Genomic DNA, 14,703 nt, shown 5'->3' on the forward strand with positions numbered 1-14,703 from the left:
CTGGATATAGAAAATAAAGCTAATAATAGGGCGTACGAGTCCCTTGATCATATGAGTTTTAAGCTCCGAGAGATCGAACTGTTTCAAAACCACGCCATTGCTTGGGAATTAAGGCTTCAATTCATTAAGTCTTATACCCTCATTCTGGCAGCAAGCGGCCAAGGCTGGCTGACCATTGACGGTCAATTTATCGAGCTGCGGCAAGGCAGTGCCTATATTTGCGCTCCCGGTCAACTGATTCAGGCTGCGGCGCACTCATTTGATGAACGTGGATTTTATCATTTGCGATTTGACATGATTGAAGAGGCAGGGGCATTCGGCCATTCTGCGGAAATTATCAGGCAGGGAAGTGTATTTCCGATCAAAGGTGAAGTGATTACTTCTTCTCCCGTCTCTGTTAATGCTTTATGTGAAACCATTTATCACGAGTTATCGGACGGGGATCCGCTCAAACGATTTCGCAGTCAAATTCTCTTTCAAGAAGTGCTGTATATCATCTTGCAAGATGCTCTTCTCAACCAAGGAAACGACCCGGAATCCGCACTTGAAAGTGCAAAAGCCTATATCGAGCGGCATTACCAACATGATCTGACAATTGAGCAACTAGCCAAGGTTGCGGGCATGAGTTCCCGCCATTTTATGCGATTATTCAAAAAAAGGTATGGTTGCAGTGCAATCGACTATTTGACAGACTTTCGGATCAAACAAGCGCAGCAGCTTATGCGAACAGGTGAGCATTATCGTCTCAAGGACATCGCTCGGCATGTGGGCTATCAGGATGACATTTATTTTAGACGTAAATTCAAACAGATCGCAGGCATGCCTCCCGCAACCTTTATGAAGAACAGCAAGCTGAAAATCGTTGCCTACGATTCTTTGTGCATCGGATATCTGCTTACGCTTAAGATCACGCCCAGCGCTGCCCCGGCTGATCACCCGTGGACCGATTATTATCAGAGAAAGTATGCAACAGAGGCTGTAGTTCCGTTAAGTTCTGATTTTGTGCGTAAACGGGAGGAAATTCGGCTTGTTAAACCCGATTTTATAATCGGCCTTGACATTCATATCCCCGCCGAAGAACAGACGAGGCTTCAAGAAATTGCCCCCACCTTTGTTGTTCCCTGGACAGAGACCGATTGGCGTAAGCAATTGCACTTGATCGCTCAGTTTCTGGGCCTAACAGCAATAGCCGAAGTCTGGCTTGAAAATTATGAACGGAAAGCTCATTTGGTAAGCGCTCAAGTGAAATCTCTCCTGAAGGACGATAGTCTCCTTATCCTGAGAATAACCGGAAATCAGTATCATGTTTTGGGCAGCAGAAGCTTTGCCACTGTATTGTATGATGATCTTCAGATTGTGCCTGCACGCGGCGTGGATCCCATCAAGACGAATCAGCAGGTGATTCCTGAACAGTTGCCCGGTTTCGATGCAGATCGCCTTTTGCTCATCGTGGACGAAGATCCCCCGTCACAATCAACCTGGCAGACGCTTACCCATTCGAATCTATGGCGCAATCTGAAAGCAGTCAGGAACGGCCGGTTGGATTTCCTTCCAACCTACCCGTGGGTAGAATATACAGCCTTCACCCAGGAATTATTGCTCAATGAAGTACAGAAGTTTTGGCGGAATCGTGCATAGAAAATTGTCAGCATCGTCAATATTCTGGAATACGGAAATCATCTATACTCCTCTTATGTGATAATGATAATCAGTATTAATGTTGATCTTCATTGACAAATTCAACTTTTATGAGGAGTATCGGGAAAAATGAAACGCAGTATACAATGGATAGCGGGAATCGCCAGCATATTGTTTCTACTAGCAAGCACGGCTTGTGCAGCTACAAAAACGGAGCCAAATCAGGTAAGTTCCTCCCCTGCTGCCTCCAATCAAACTACTAAAGTCGTAACTGATAAGCAGCGTGTAGTAAAAAGTTCAAAGGGCGACGTCAAGATTCCAGACGAACCGAAGAAGGTCATTGGACTCTCTGTCGTGTATCCTGAATTTCTGTATGCACTCGGTGTTACACCTATTGCTGTTCAAAACTATCACCCGGAGTTTCCGTCCTATTTAAAAGAACCTTTCAAGTATACCGTGAAGACGGGTCTTGCCCAAACGCCTAATTTCGAAGCTATTCTAGCCACTGAGCCTGACCTCATTATTGCGCCTACTTGGTGGTCCGACAAAGATTATGAGCAGTTGTCCAAAATCGCACCCACCGTCCTTTTGCCACAGAGAGATAATTGGCGTGATGAATTAAAGGATATTGGCGAGGTTCTCGGTAAAAAGACACTGGCTGAGAAGGTTATTCAAGATTTACAGAACAAAGAAGTGGACGCTAAAGAAAAGCTTCATGCTCTTGTTGGAAACGAAACGGTGATGTATATGATGATTATGGCGAAGGAACTAGTTGTTTACGGAGAGAATATCGATCGAGGCAGTTTCATTCACAAAGAGTTAGGCTTGAAGCCGGTTAAAGACTTCCCGCAGAGTGAACAGAGTGTATCCATTTCATTGGAAAAAATACCTGATTTTAACCCCGATCATATCATTCTGCAGCTTGATGATGAATCCAGCGATGAGGTTCAGAAGAGATATAAAGCCCTGTTGGAAAGTTCTTTATGGAAGAATATGACCGCAGTGAAGAACAACCACGTTTACATCATGGGAGGCAAGGAATGGTTCAGCTTGGGAATGTCTCCACTGGCGGACAGCAATGCTGTTGACGACGTGCTTCGCGCATTTAATAAGAACGCTAAATAATGGGGGCCTGCAGTGAGCATGGTAGACTTCAATGAACTGGAAGAGAAGTTTTTCCTAACGTTGCATGAACCTTCAAATCTTTTGCTTTCGATGCCGGCTATCCATCTCTTTCAAGATGAGCATGCGCTCCGCTTGATCGACATGTATAGCCCTCTCATCAAGACCAGTGAGCGTGCCATAGCTGCTGCATTCTTCTGCAGTTGGTATGGCAGCGTCTGTGCAGCGATGCAGGACATGTTGTTTCACGATCATGGAGCGATCCTAGATGTATCATTATCGAATTTAACCATTCAGCTGCATGACAATTCTCCCTACTCTTCGTTTTCATTTAAAATCAATGAGGTAAGATGGATTACGATGCCAGATCGGGATGACCATGATGCTTGGTATGTACGAATGCTCCATTCCTACTATAGTAACGAAGTACGCCCTTTGATCGTTGCTTTATCCCGGCTTACCCAAACAAACGCCAATCAATTATGGGGACAAATCGTCAATGCGGTCTACGCCCATATCGACGATGAATTAATACAAATTACGGAAGAATCCTGCAAGACCCGTCTCCTTCATGAGTTCCAACTCCTCACTCATCATGTCGATGCCCAAGCATTCGGACTGCTTAGAAATCCGTTTGAACGTAAACCGAAATTCATTGAAAGCCTTACACACCCTAATCAAATGGTCAAAATAAAAACGGCATGCTGCCTGGCTTATCTGCTGGATGCCGCGTTTGGCTACTGTTACACTTGCCCAAGATTAAAAGAAAACGATCGAGCCTTGCTCAGGGCAAAGGCTCGTTGTTAACTTCACTCCTTTTCTCGTTCCAACAAGATTTCTAACGTGTTTGAACGAGAAAATGTCAATACTGCGGAGGCTTGCCTGTATTCTTCAACATCCCCGAATGAACGATCTCCGTCTTCACTTGGATATCTCCCAGTTGATACGATTCAAAAAGTTTCTCCCCATTGGCCGTCACCTTAGCCCACTCAGGGAAATCTTGTCGATATAACACATGCTCTAGTTGATAGACATCTATCTTCTTCTTCTTCCCTAGTTCAAACGTATAAGTGATCTCATCGGCAATTTCTTTGTCAATTTGCTTCTGCAAGGCTTGTTCATCAACCTTTTCAATCACTTCGGCAATAACAACCTTGCATTTCATAGCGATATCGAAGGTAAGCGGATCCTCTTTACGCGGTTTAATATGAGCATTTGGCTTTAAAATAGAAACCGTTTGAACCGCCTTTCCGTCCATATAAACGACTAGCGGCGTGCGTGCCGTGCTTTTTTCCAACCATCTTCCACCTATGAACTGATCTTCGGACAGCCAGTCCACCTGACCTTTTTTACCCAAGGCATAGACACCATTCACCTCTAATTTAGAATCCGGTTTATCATTCTTTAACCAAACATCTTTGCGAATGGCCAAGGAGGGCATCATGAGGGTATATCCGGGTTCCCTTAACAAAGCAGCAGCTCTATACAATTTATAAGGTCGAATAACGGAACGTTGACGATAATTCTCTACGGGCTGCATCATAATGGAGGACATTGGCGACGTATTAAAGAAGGGGATAACCGATAAAACATCTTCAATCGGCTCATCTGTGCTGTAGATCCATTGCGTAAATCGTGTTTCACCGAATCTCACCGATCCGTCGGTAAATTTACCTATCCCTTGCTTCAAAGCTTCCTTCGAAAAAAGGTAGGCATTGACATGCCCCCAAAAAACGCGCTGCTGGGTCGTTTTGTACAAGCGATTGAATGCCTCGCTAACCGTATCTCCCTCCTCACGTCCAACCCATATCATCGGTGGCTGTCCAGATTTCCCTCCCTCCTGTTTCGCTACGCTTGCGAAGTCAAACATTTGACCATACATGATATATTTCCCTTTTTGATAATCGAAGCCTAAGGCTGTCAAATAATTCGTATCTTGGATGGTTTTCATATCCCAGCAGCCAGTCAGGCTTACAAGAAGCACGCAACCAATGGCAAGCTTTCCTATTCCTTTCATCTTCATGGGGAATCCTCATTTTGCCGTGTGTCATCCTGCGTGTGCAGCGCATCCGGTCTCCGCTTCATTCTGTAAAATGGCTTGGCCAAAATAGCTGGAACTAAATCCCGATACATCGGCGGCGATAAAGGCGATAGATAAGGCACGCCAAAAGATTCTAATGTTGATAAATAAAGAATCAGTCCAATCAGAGCCACCATATAGCCATAAATGCCAAAAATGGTCGATTCGACCAGAATCAGCAGCCGTAATATCGTCACGGTCCCCGCAAGGGACTGATTCACCAACGTATACATTGAGATGGTCGAAATGGAGGTGATGACCAAGGTTGTGGGGCTCGTAATTCCGGAGCGAATCGCAGCATCACCGACGATAAGTCCGCCAACAACCGTAACCGTCTGTCCAACGACTTTAGGCAGCCTCGCTCCGGCCTCACGAAACAGTTCGAACAACAGCAGCATGATAATAAAATCCATCGGACCTGACAACGGTAAGCCAAGTCTGGAGGATGCAATGGTCGCAACAAGGGAATAGGGAATTTGGTCTAAGTTAAACACAGATAAGGAAATCCAAAAACCAGGTAATAACATCGCTACGACAAGCCCTCCCAAGCGCAAAATACGCTCAAATGCCACAAATAAAAACGTAGAGTGCACATCCTCAGGAGATTTCAAAATAAACAGGAGGTTGGCAGGGGCTATCAACACCATGGGAGATCCATCTACGATGACAGCAAATCTTCCGCGAAGCAGACTATCCGCTACAGAATCAGGTCTTCCCGCATAGTCGAGCAGAGGAAACAATGTGAATTTATAGCCAGACATCGCTTCTTCCAATTGTGTACTGCTAATCAAAGCATCCACATTGATGTTGCTCAGCCGCTTTCTGGCTTCACTGAGCACATCCGGATTAATGATATCATCAATGTATAGCAAAGCGACTGTCGTCTTGCTTCTTACCCCGATGTGGGTCTTCTCACAGCACAAGCTCCGCGTTAATAAGCGTTTGCGTATCAAAGCGATATTCGTCGTTATGCTTTCCGTGAAACCATCGCGCGGACCACGGATAGAAGTTTCCGTATTGGACTCTTCTGGAGATCGGTTAGGAGCCTCAGAAATATCTATAGCGTACATCATCTGCGTTTCTTCAAATAAAATGATAAGCGAACCGGCATACATAGAAACCGTCATATCATCTATCGCGTTTGATCCTGTGATTTCTACTAATTGCAACAATGTATTTACATCTAATCTGGCTGCTTGTCCCCTTAGCTTTTGACTAATCAAGCCTTGAAGCTTGGGTAAAACCAGATTTTCAATGTGATCCCTGTTGATCATGCCGTCACAGTACATCAGGATAACAGCATCCGTATCGGATAGCTGGTAAGACTTGATCATGACATCAGCCGACGAGGCAAACATTTCTCGCAAATCGTGCTCATTCATTTGGTCGCCTTCTCCTTTCGTCGCACAGGCAAGATGGTTAACACAAGCAGGACAAGCAGCAAGCCTACACCGATCACAAGCATCATAGGATAATACCAATCCTGGATAAACATCACCATCTCATTGTCGGTAAATGGCAGTATACAAACCACTATAAAAAACAGACTTAACCCAAGAAGAACCCATGTGCGGGTGCTCTTTTTGGGAATACCCATCACATCCACACTCAGGAACATCAACATGCACATGCGGATGCAAGCCCCTGATATCCATTGGAAAATAGATAGAAAGTCCAGATGAGAAATATATTTCCCAAGTGTCACCATGCGCCACTGCTCGAAGGCAGGATATCTTAGATCAGCCGCCTCAAAAGGTCCAAATATCGCAATGGCTCCCATCAGTGGCCCTACGGTAAGTCCAACAATAATAATGCCCAGAATTAATAAAGCACGCAGCCGAATTCTCGTTTCAGCATGGTGCTGTAAAAACACAATACTTATCAGTTCGAAAGAAGAGCCGCAAGTGAGCAGCATTGTTTTAATGGTCGGAGCGTAGCCATGGGTAAATAACGGCATAATCAATCTGTAGTCTTTGTATTGAAAATTAGCTCCCATCACAAAAAAGCCTAGAAGAACTACGCCAGGCAGTAAAATACCCGAAGTAATGGCAACAGCCCTCATCCCTTCACGAGCAGCAAAAAAACAAAAAATGAGAAAAGCCAGTCCAATCATGATAGGCGGGGTCCTGGGCAAGTAGGAGATATTCGTCCAGGTGACCATATCCCGCAAAGTGACTGAAGCATGTGCCACGGCAATCACTATAACGACTACCTTAAGCAGGAATACAACCACTTTCCCATACCTTTGTTTCATCCATACCATCATGTTTTGTTGTTTGGACCTTTTAATCACAACATAGAGGAGAATAATCCATATCAATGTAGGGATCATGGCGAGAGAGGCGCCCAACCAGGAATCACGCTTACCGTAATGCAGCAATACTGGTATTAATAAGACATGATTGGTGATGCTGATCGACAGAATTAAGACAAAATACAATTGCAATGCGGTAATTTTCCGAGTTCCGGACATGAGCTTTTCTCCTGCTTTGGTAGTAGGTGGAAACTTTTATTTGTATGGTTATCTAATACAGTTTGATTTATGCACAAAAAAGAGGCCGCTCTTCAGGTTTATTCAACCTGTCGAGACAGCCTCTTCGAATATCAGTTAGAACGTTGCAAGAATGATAACCAACAGAATATACAGTACCAGTACAATGGCTGTACTTGAGTATCCAACTCCTGACATGGCGACTCCTCCTTCCTGCCCGCTTCATTGATCTAGGTTGTTACCTGATACATCCTATGTCGGGCAGGGCAGATGGGTATGGACGTATGTCTAGTTGATCGGAAGAAAAGGGGTTAATTCGCCTTGGTAGAACACATCTAGATGATGCAGCGCACGCGTGCAAGCCGTGTAAAACAGCTTGCGCTCCTTCGCCTCCGCGTAGACGGCCGCTCCGGCGTCGTAGAGAATAACAGCGTCGAACTCGAGCCCTTTGGCGAGGTACGCCGGTAAAATCATGACGCCTGCTTCATAGTGCAGCGTCTCTTTGGTAATCCGCGCGAGGCCCGGCAGCAGCGGCTTGAGCAGGGCGTGCGCGGACTTCGTCTCGCGCTCGGTCTTGCAGATGATCGAAATGGAGCTTGCGCCGCCATCGCGCCGGACACGAGCCGCCTCCGCCACGAGGCGGCTCAGCTCGGTCTCATCCGCCGCGCGCCGCAGGCGCGGGGAATCGCCGCTGCGGCTGAACGGCTCGATCGGCTCGCCGCCCGGCAGCACGCTGCTTGCGAAATCGACGATTTCGCGCGTGGAGCGGTAGCTCTTGACGAGACGGATCGTCTCCGTCTCCTCTTCCTTCATCAGCTCGCTGATCGAGCTGTATTCGCTCTTGCCTTCCGCAGCGCTCGCCTGAGCATTCGCGTGCGTGAAGATCCCTTGATTCCAATCGCCGAGCAGCGTAAAGCGTGCTCGGGGGAATAGCTTCTTCAAGTAGGCATAGTGAAACGGCGAGTAGTCCTGCGCTTCGTCCACAAGGCAATACCGGATGGTGCCAACGCGCAGCTGGCCCTCCACAAGCCCCTTCAGGTAGACAAGCGGAGTCGCATCCTCATAGTGCAGCGTCCCCTCAGCCAGCGCTGCGGATGTGAAAGCGCTGATCGCTTCCCACTCAGCAGGCAATACCTGCCCTGATTGCTTCATAAGCTCCTGATGCAGCTCTGTATCCGTGTATAGATCCTTGTACATGCCAAGGACATCGACATAAGCAAGCTTTCGCGCTTTTTCTTTGAGCGGCCCAATAGCTTTGTGAGCTTTGATCTTGCTCATCTTTTTCATTTCCGGTTCGGTGCCCAGATATTTGGGTTCGCGCACCATTTTCCGGTAGAACCGTTTCTGCGCATCAGCTTGGATCGCATCCAGCTTCTCCAGCATCCATTCGGATAGCTGCTCCATCCGTTCCCCTATGGCTAGGATAGAATCCTTCGCGTAGAAACGTTCGTTCAGTTCTTCCGCTGTAATTAATACCTTCTTGCCTACGGATAGATCAAGAAAGCGAAGCCCTCCCTGTTTGAACTTCTCGCCATAGGCTTCAATTACGCCGAGGAAAGCGGCTGATGTTTTGTACTGGATACTTTGCAAGCGCGTAGCATAAGCGGGATCCTGCTCCGTTCCTGTCAGGACAAACTCCAACTGATCGTACGGATCTTCGAGCTGCAAGCCCGTATCACTTAATTTATGGGTTAAATAGTCCTGAAATGTCGTCTGCTGCATCGTCGCTTCGCCCAGTTCTGGAAGAACGTGCGAAACGTAGTCGCTGAACAGCGAGTTCGGCGAGAACAATATCATATTATCCGCGCTGAGCGTCGTCCGGTATTTGTAGAGCAAATACGCGATGCGCTGCAAGGCGACAGAGGTTTTACCACTGCCGGCAGCCCCTTGCACGACCAACACCTTGTGCCGATCATCGCGAATGATCTGGTTCTGCTCACGCTGAATCGTCGTGACGATACTGTGCATCTTCTCATCCGCGCTGCGGCTGAGCATCTGCTGAAGCATCTCGTCTCCGATAGAGATCCCCGTATCGAACACATCCTGCAGAACGCCGGCTTTGATAATGTATTGGCGCTTGAGCATCAGCTCACCACTGACATCCATTTCCGGCGTCCGATACGTCGCAGGACCCGGCGGATAGTCATAAAACAAACTCGCAATAGGCGCACGCCAGTCATAGATCAGTATTTCATCCGTTTTGGCATCGATGAGAGAGGTCAACCCAATGTATATCTTCTCGCGCTCTTGCTCGCCGCGCTCCTTGAAGTCGATGCGGCTGAAGTATGGCGCATCCACGACGCGCTGCAGCTTCCGCAGCGCATCCTGCGCTAAGCGGTAGCTGCGCTCTTGCCCCTGCAAGACGTGCTCCTGCTGGGCCATACTCGCCGCTGTCTCGATCAGATCATCATCATTGTCGGCATTGACCGATATATCGTCCCAGAAGCTGCGGCCAATCGCCGTCGCCTCGGAGCGGCGCTGATCCACCGTCTCCCCCAATTCAATAATTCGCTGTTGGATATGGGCCCGTACGGATGCAACGCGCTGCGCTTCCTTCTCCCGTACTTCCTTTTCTATCGCCATAAGAATTCACTCCTGACTATTTATATACGCCATGGATGACCTCTTCGAACTCAGGCTCTTCCATATGTACATCATCCATTTCGCCCCAATTGCTAACGATTCGCAGAACATCCATGGCCTTAAGCTCCTGCCGGTTGCAGGCAATGGTCAGCCTATTCGCCTCTTGCTCTACAATTTGAAAGGGTAGTTCCCAACTTGCAGGCACCTGAATTTCGCCTCGATAAGTCACTTTCATCATCGTAGGCAGCCCGATGCGGTTGCGCAATTCCTGAATGGAACCATCATACCCGATTTGACCGTGATTAATCACGATGACCCTTTTGCATAGCTGCTCGATGTCATCCATGTCATGGGTGGTCAACAGAATTGTTTTGCCAAATTCGCGATTCAATGTATGAAGAAATCCCCGAATATTCCGTTTGGCCACGACATCCAAGCCAATCGTAGGCTCATCCAGAAACAGAATATCCGGATCATGCAGCATGGAAGCGGCCAGATCAGCTCGCATTCGCTGACCAAGCGAAAGTTTGCGAACAGGCGTATCCAGCAGCTCCTTCAGCTCAAGCAGTTCGGTTAATTCCCCTAATCGGCGGCGGGCAACGCTCTCTTCTACCCGGTACATCGCCGTCAGAATCTCGTAGGAATCCTTCACAGGCAAATCCCACCATAGCTGGCTTCTCTGGCCAAACACAACACCGAGCTGGGCTACGACGCGTCTGCGATGTTTTTGCGGACTATATCCGTGAATCAGCACCTCGCCCGAAGTCGGATGCAGGATGCCGGTTAACATTTTGATCGTCGTCGACTTCCCGGCACCATTAGGTCCAATATACCCGACGAACTCGCCAGATTCAATCTCGAAGCTGACATCGCGCACAGCTTCTTTCTCTCTATAGGCTCGTGAGAACAGCGTTCTTAGGCCTGCAAACTTGCCTTCTTTCACCAGCGGGGTCTGAAAAGTTTTACGTAAGTGTTTAACGGTTATCATAGTACACGCCTCCCCTCCTTAACTGCCTGTGCTTTGATAGCGGGATAATCCCAACTTCCAGAACCGAATCGCAAGCCACAGGGAAGCCGCGGCCACCGCCGCCGTACCGAGCAGCATGCCGATGCCGCCTTGGTGTCTTAAAACATACAACGTCGGGATATAATTGACGAAGCCAACCGGAACCACCAGCAATAACGCGCCCTGCAGCCATTTGGGATAGAGGGATAACGGATACCTGGCAGCTGTTTGCGACGCGTCCTCGGTCATATTCTGCAGCGATTCAATGCGCGTCAGCCAGAAGCCCGCAGCCGCTGTCGCCAGTCCGATGGCGAATAAAATAATCGCACCCGAGATGATCATTAACCCCGTTAATGGAATCACAACCCAACCTATCTGACCGCTTGCTAGGAGAGCCTGTATCGCAATGTAGAGAAGAATCAGTCCCTGCCCGATTTCGGCAATTAAGAGCTGTGAATTCTGGGTCATTAAAGCCAGCAAAACAGGAACCGGTCGGATTAACAGCGCATCCAGGTCCCCTGAAACGAGATACTTTTCCAGATGATGCACATCCGACGCCAGCGTGCGGTAAATCGCCCGGGAGATCATCATGACCCCATATAAGTAGCAAACTTCATACAGAGTCCACCCCTTGATATTGCCAAAACGCATCATGACCAGCGCAACCATCAGAAACTCGCAGATATGCACACAAGAGGCCATGGCCGTTGAGAAAAAGAAATTAAATTTATACTGCATTCGGCTGCGCAAACTCGCCTTGATGAGGAGCATATACAGTTTGACCGAGATCATCCGCCCTGCACCTCCAATTTCCTGCGTACACCTTGGGTAACGGCCAAACAGACGCAAGTAAACCCGATGCTCCAAGAAAGAGCGCCGAGCACAACGGTTCCATGTTCAAGCTGTAAATAAATACGAGTCGGGTAATAGAGCAAATACGGATATGGTGTATAAAAGCTGATCGTGCGAAGCCAGGATGGCAGCCATTCCAGCGGAATGAAAAAGCCGGACAGCAGCATGCTGAAAGAATAATTCACCCAGTAAAACCAACGGGACTCCGTGGTCCAGAGAGCGGCAACACCAATCAAATAATTCATGCAAATGGAGATATAGGCGGCCAAGATCAGAGCAACGACTGTCCAGCCATAAACGAGAACTTGCTTGGGAAGCTGTAAAGAGAAGATGAAATAATAGAGGGCATAAATCGGGATAAATTTGTAGAGAAATTGATAATAGATTTGGCCCCATTCTCGACTCATCGTCTGATAGAACAGGTGTACGGGCCTCATGAGATCGATAGCGATTTGACCCGTTCGCACAGATTGTTCAAGCCCGAGCCCTTTTGTTGTGAACTGCGTAATCCACAGAATCGCTTGATTAAAGGCAATATATCCAACAATTCCTTTGGCGCCATACTGACCTAGTGAAGCATCACTGCCCAGTCCCGTCCAAATGCTGGCATAAATAAAACCGAATACCGCACTCACTGCGTTATGCAGCAGATGTGAACCGCGATACTGCAAATTCCTTGCATACGCCTTGCGCGCCAAAACCGCGAAAAGCATAAAACACCTCCTCCGTTTTTACAGGCAATCATGGATGTTTCCTTGCAGCCGCTGCGTAGAGACAGGAGTTCTATATTACCAAAATCCCCCTCACAATAGCAATGATTATTTTTCGCACGCAAAAAATCCCTATTTCGTCGCACACGACAACGAAACAGGGACTTCACTACTGTGCACTCACAGGTTTGGCTTCCGAGGGCGTACTGCTTCCACCTTCGGCTCGCAGCGCAGAATCGGGGTCGTTGAACTCCGCATTATAGCTGGCTTGAACCGACTTCGACAAATATTCGTGATCGATATAGGAGGCCAGATACTGCTTGCCGAAGAGCAAGTCGTATTGGACATTCCTATAGTCCTCCAACAAGGACTTCGTAGAATCAGGAACTTTGGTATGAAGACTCTGATCGGCGTCCACTACCAGATTACTCAACAAACCTGGCACTTGGGCAGCCAACTGGGCATTCAAAGCAAAGTTCGCCGGCTTCGTCATTTGCAGCATATCCAGCACATGTGCGCCCAAGAAAGAATCGCTTAGCAGCGGAATATCTTGCTTCGGCTGATCAAAATTCGACCACATGACGAGCGGGATACTGTGCATCTTCTTCACTTCTTCCAGCGACCACTCGCTGGGATTGCTGCTTTGAATAAATCCTGCCTCTTTATAAACTTGATAATCCAGTCCAAGCATTGGCAAATGATCCCCATAGAAGACAATCATCGTTGGCTCGCTGGAATCCTTGTAATGATCAATCAGCATTTGCAAGCTTTGGTCGGCATCATGTGCGCCTTGCGTGTAGGTTTCCAGAATGCTTTTGGCTGCAGGCGTCAGGTTGCCCTCTGCTTTAAATTGATTTTCACCGTATCGCGGATCATCATAGGGGCCATGATTCTGCATCGTGACCGTATAAATAAACATCGGATCTGGCGTTTTATCTACTTCATCAATAATCGATCTGGCAACCTCTGCATCCGAAATAAAGTACCCTTTGGTCTCAGGATTCTCGAAATGCTCACTGCTCTTGAAAGACTGGAATCCCAGATCCTTATACACCGTATTCCGATTCCAGAACCAACCCTCGTAAGAGTGAATCCCCATGCTTTTGTAGCCTTGCTCAGCAAAGTAACTTGCCAAACTCGGCACTGGCTTAGAGACATATTGTTGGTATGGAATGGATCCGCCAGGCAGCAAACTCATGGAATTGCCAGTCAAAACTTCAAATTCTACGTTGCTGGTACCGCCCCCGAATTGTGGAGACAGCAGGTAACCTGAAGTGGACTCTTTTTGCAACCGATGGATCGTTGGAAGCGGATCTTCGCTAAACTTGACGTTTGGCAACAAAGTCGGGTCCCAGAACGCTTCGCTCATAACGAAGATAACATTCGGCTTCTTCCCGTTCAAGGAGTCCGCACTGATGGAAGCTTTGGACGCTTTTTGCACGCTTCCTGTTGGTTGTTCCAAACTTGCAGCTACTGCTGCGATCGACTGATCGCTATACGTTTCGGGCTTAGGAACGATGGAGTTTTTGACATTCAGTGTAAAAGCCAGCGCTAAACCGTTATTGGCGTAGTTTTCTTGCTGATTCCACACAATCTCGTTGACTCCTGCGTGATCAAGTATTTTACCAGCAAGCGGTGTCTTCACCCCGAACGCGTACAAGGCATAGAGCGAAAACAACCCCAAACCGATTCGACTAATCACCGGCAAGGTGACGCGCGGTAAAACCCAACGAAGCAGCAGAACAACGATCACGGCCAACGCCACGGCGCCGATTCGCAGCAATGCGGCTTTCCCCGTAACGAGTGAAGCGATATCCATACTTTCTTTATTGAGCAATATGTCCCATGGGAAGAAAGGCTCCCCAATCATTTTCACCTTCATATACGAAATTAAAGCCATAAGCCCGAGCAGCAGCGTCGTAATTGACCCTGAAATTGCCAAAGACCCTACGAAAGAAAATACCAAAGCCAATAAACAGAAAGACAGTCCCACATTTAAGAAGTAAAAAGCTTGGTTAGACATGATCCATTGGATTGTATTTGTGAAAGAGCCGCGTTCCAAGAGCTCCATACCTGCTACGGATATTAAAGGCAAACCAATCATGAACAGCAAAAACGAAATCGTCGCTCCCAGACGGGCTGGTCTCGTCTTCTTCGTTCTTTTCGGAAGACGGTTCCGGGGCTTCAAATTCAAGTGCATCTTACATCACTCTCCTCTTGC

The 14,703-nt window shown here is 47.7% G+C and carries 11 protein-coding genes; 3 read left to right on the forward strand and 8 right to left on the reverse strand.

Annotation, left to right across the window (positions count from 1 at the left end; translation table 11 throughout):
- Positions 1–51 precede the first annotated feature (51 nt).
- The 3 genes from LOZ80_RS26575 to LOZ80_RS26585 all read left to right on the forward strand — a co-directional run bounded on the left by LOZ80_RS26575 (position 52) and on the right by LOZ80_RS26585 (position 3,567).
- Positions 52–1,638, forward strand: a complete 1,587-nt coding sequence (locus LOZ80_RS26575; protein ID WP_238167487.1) for an AraC family transcriptional regulator — start codon at positions 52–54, stop codon at positions 1,636–1,638.
- A 129-nt stretch (positions 1,639–1,767) separates the two neighbouring features.
- The gene (locus LOZ80_RS26580; RefSeq protein WP_238167488.1) at positions 1,768–2,763 is read left to right on the forward strand and encodes an ABC transporter substrate-binding protein; all 996 of its coding nucleotides are present in this window, start codon (positions 1,768–1,770) and stop codon (positions 2,761–2,763) included.
- 18 nt (positions 2,764–2,781) lie between these two features.
- Entirely contained in the window at positions 2,782–3,567 is a 786-nt protein-coding gene (locus tag LOZ80_RS26585) for an IucA/IucC family C-terminal-domain containing protein (RefSeq protein WP_238173125.1), read from the forward strand.
- Positions 3,568–3,622: 55 nt separating this feature from the next.
- Here LOZ80_RS26585 and LOZ80_RS26590 read toward each other — a convergent pair whose 3' ends face one another.
- The 8 genes from LOZ80_RS26590 to LOZ80_RS26625 form a co-directional block, all read right to left on the reverse strand.
- Positions 3,623–4,783: a Ger(x)C family spore germination protein gene (locus tag LOZ80_RS26590; RefSeq protein ID WP_238167489.1), complete on the reverse strand. Its 1,161-nt coding sequence runs from the start codon at positions 4,781–4,783 to the stop codon at positions 3,623–3,625.
- Positions 4,780–6,222, reverse strand: coding sequence for a spore germination protein (locus LOZ80_RS26595; RefSeq protein WP_238167490.1), 1,443 nt, complete (start codon positions 6,220–6,222; stop codon positions 4,780–4,782). The genes LOZ80_RS26590 and LOZ80_RS26595 overlap by 4 nt, the downstream gene beginning before the upstream one ends.
- Positions 6,219–7,313: an endospore germination permease gene (locus LOZ80_RS26600; protein WP_238167491.1), complete on the reverse strand. Its 1,095-nt coding sequence runs from the start codon at positions 7,311–7,313 to the stop codon at positions 6,219–6,221. Before LOZ80_RS26600 ends, LOZ80_RS26595 begins: the two co-directional genes overlap by 4 nt.
- 306 nt (positions 7,314–7,619) lie before the next feature.
- Positions 7,620–9,914 carry an RNA polymerase recycling motor HelD gene (gene helD, locus LOZ80_RS26605; protein WP_283214708.1) on the reverse strand — a complete coding sequence of 765 codons (2,295 nt, stop codon included), beginning with the start codon at positions 9,912–9,914 and terminating at the stop codon, positions 7,620–7,622.
- Positions 9,915–9,930: 16 nt separating this feature from the next.
- Positions 9,931–10,902 (reverse strand): ABC transporter ATP-binding protein, encoded by a 972-nt coding sequence (locus LOZ80_RS26610; RefSeq protein WP_238167493.1) that lies wholly within the window; start codon positions 10,900–10,902, stop codon positions 9,931–9,933.
- Between the two features lie 18 nt (positions 10,903–10,920).
- The gene (locus tag LOZ80_RS26615; protein ID WP_238167494.1) at positions 10,921–11,712 is read right to left on the reverse strand and encodes an ABC transporter permease; all 792 of its coding nucleotides are present in this window, start codon (positions 11,710–11,712) and stop codon (positions 10,921–10,923) included.
- A complete protein-coding gene (locus LOZ80_RS26620; protein ID WP_238167495.1) occupies positions 11,709–12,485 on the reverse strand; it encodes an ABC transporter permease in 777 nt (258 codons plus the stop codon). Before LOZ80_RS26620 ends, LOZ80_RS26615 begins: the two co-directional genes overlap by 4 nt.
- A gap of 166 nt (positions 12,486–12,651) precedes the next feature.
- Positions 12,652–14,682 (reverse strand): LTA synthase family protein, encoded by a 2,031-nt coding sequence (locus LOZ80_RS26625; RefSeq protein WP_238167496.1) that lies wholly within the window; start codon positions 14,680–14,682, stop codon positions 12,652–12,654.
- Between the last annotated feature and the right edge of the window lie 21 nt (positions 14,683–14,703).

It is taken from the genome of Paenibacillus sp. HWE-109 (assembly GCF_022163125.1).
Classification (GTDB): domain Bacteria; phylum Bacillota; class Bacilli; order Paenibacillales; family NBRC-103111; genus Paenibacillus_E.

Coding starts and splice junctions, on each gene's coding strand:
- LOZ80_RS26575 (WP_238167487.1), top strand. CDS start 52: ATGAGTTTTAAGCTCCGAGAGATCGAACTGTTTCAAAACCACGCCATT.
- LOZ80_RS26580 (WP_238167488.1), top strand. CDS start 1,768: ATGAAACGCAGTATACAATGGATAGCGGGAATCGCCAGCATATTGTTT.
- LOZ80_RS26585 (WP_238173125.1), top strand. CDS start 2,782: ATGGTAGACTTCAATGAACTGGAAGAGAAGTTTTTCCTAACGTTGCAT.
- LOZ80_RS26590 (WP_238167489.1), bottom strand. CDS start 4,783: ATGAAGATGAAAGGAATAGGAAAGCTTGCCATTGGTTGCGTGCTTCTT.
- LOZ80_RS26595 (WP_238167490.1), bottom strand. CDS start 6,222: ATGAATGAGCACGATTTGCGAGAAATGTTTGCCTCGTCGGCTGATGTC.
- LOZ80_RS26600 (WP_238167491.1), bottom strand. CDS start 7,313: ATGTCCGGAACTCGGAAAATTACCGCATTGCAATTGTATTTTGTCTTA.
- helD (WP_283214708.1), bottom strand. CDS start 9,914: ATGGCGATAGAAAAGGAAGTACGGGAGAAGGAAGCGCAGCGCGTTGCA.
- LOZ80_RS26610 (WP_238167493.1), bottom strand. CDS start 10,902: ATGATAACCGTTAAACACTTACGTAAAACTTTTCAGACCCCGCTGGTG.
- LOZ80_RS26615 (WP_238167494.1), bottom strand. CDS start 11,712: ATGATCTCGGTCAAACTGTATATGCTCCTCATCAAGGCGAGTTTGCGC.
- LOZ80_RS26620 (WP_238167495.1), bottom strand. CDS start 12,485: ATGCTTTTCGCGGTTTTGGCGCGCAAGGCGTATGCAAGGAATTTGCAG.
- LOZ80_RS26625 (WP_238167496.1), bottom strand. CDS start 14,682: ATGCACTTGAATTTGAAGCCCCGGAACCGTCTTCCGAAAAGAACGAAG.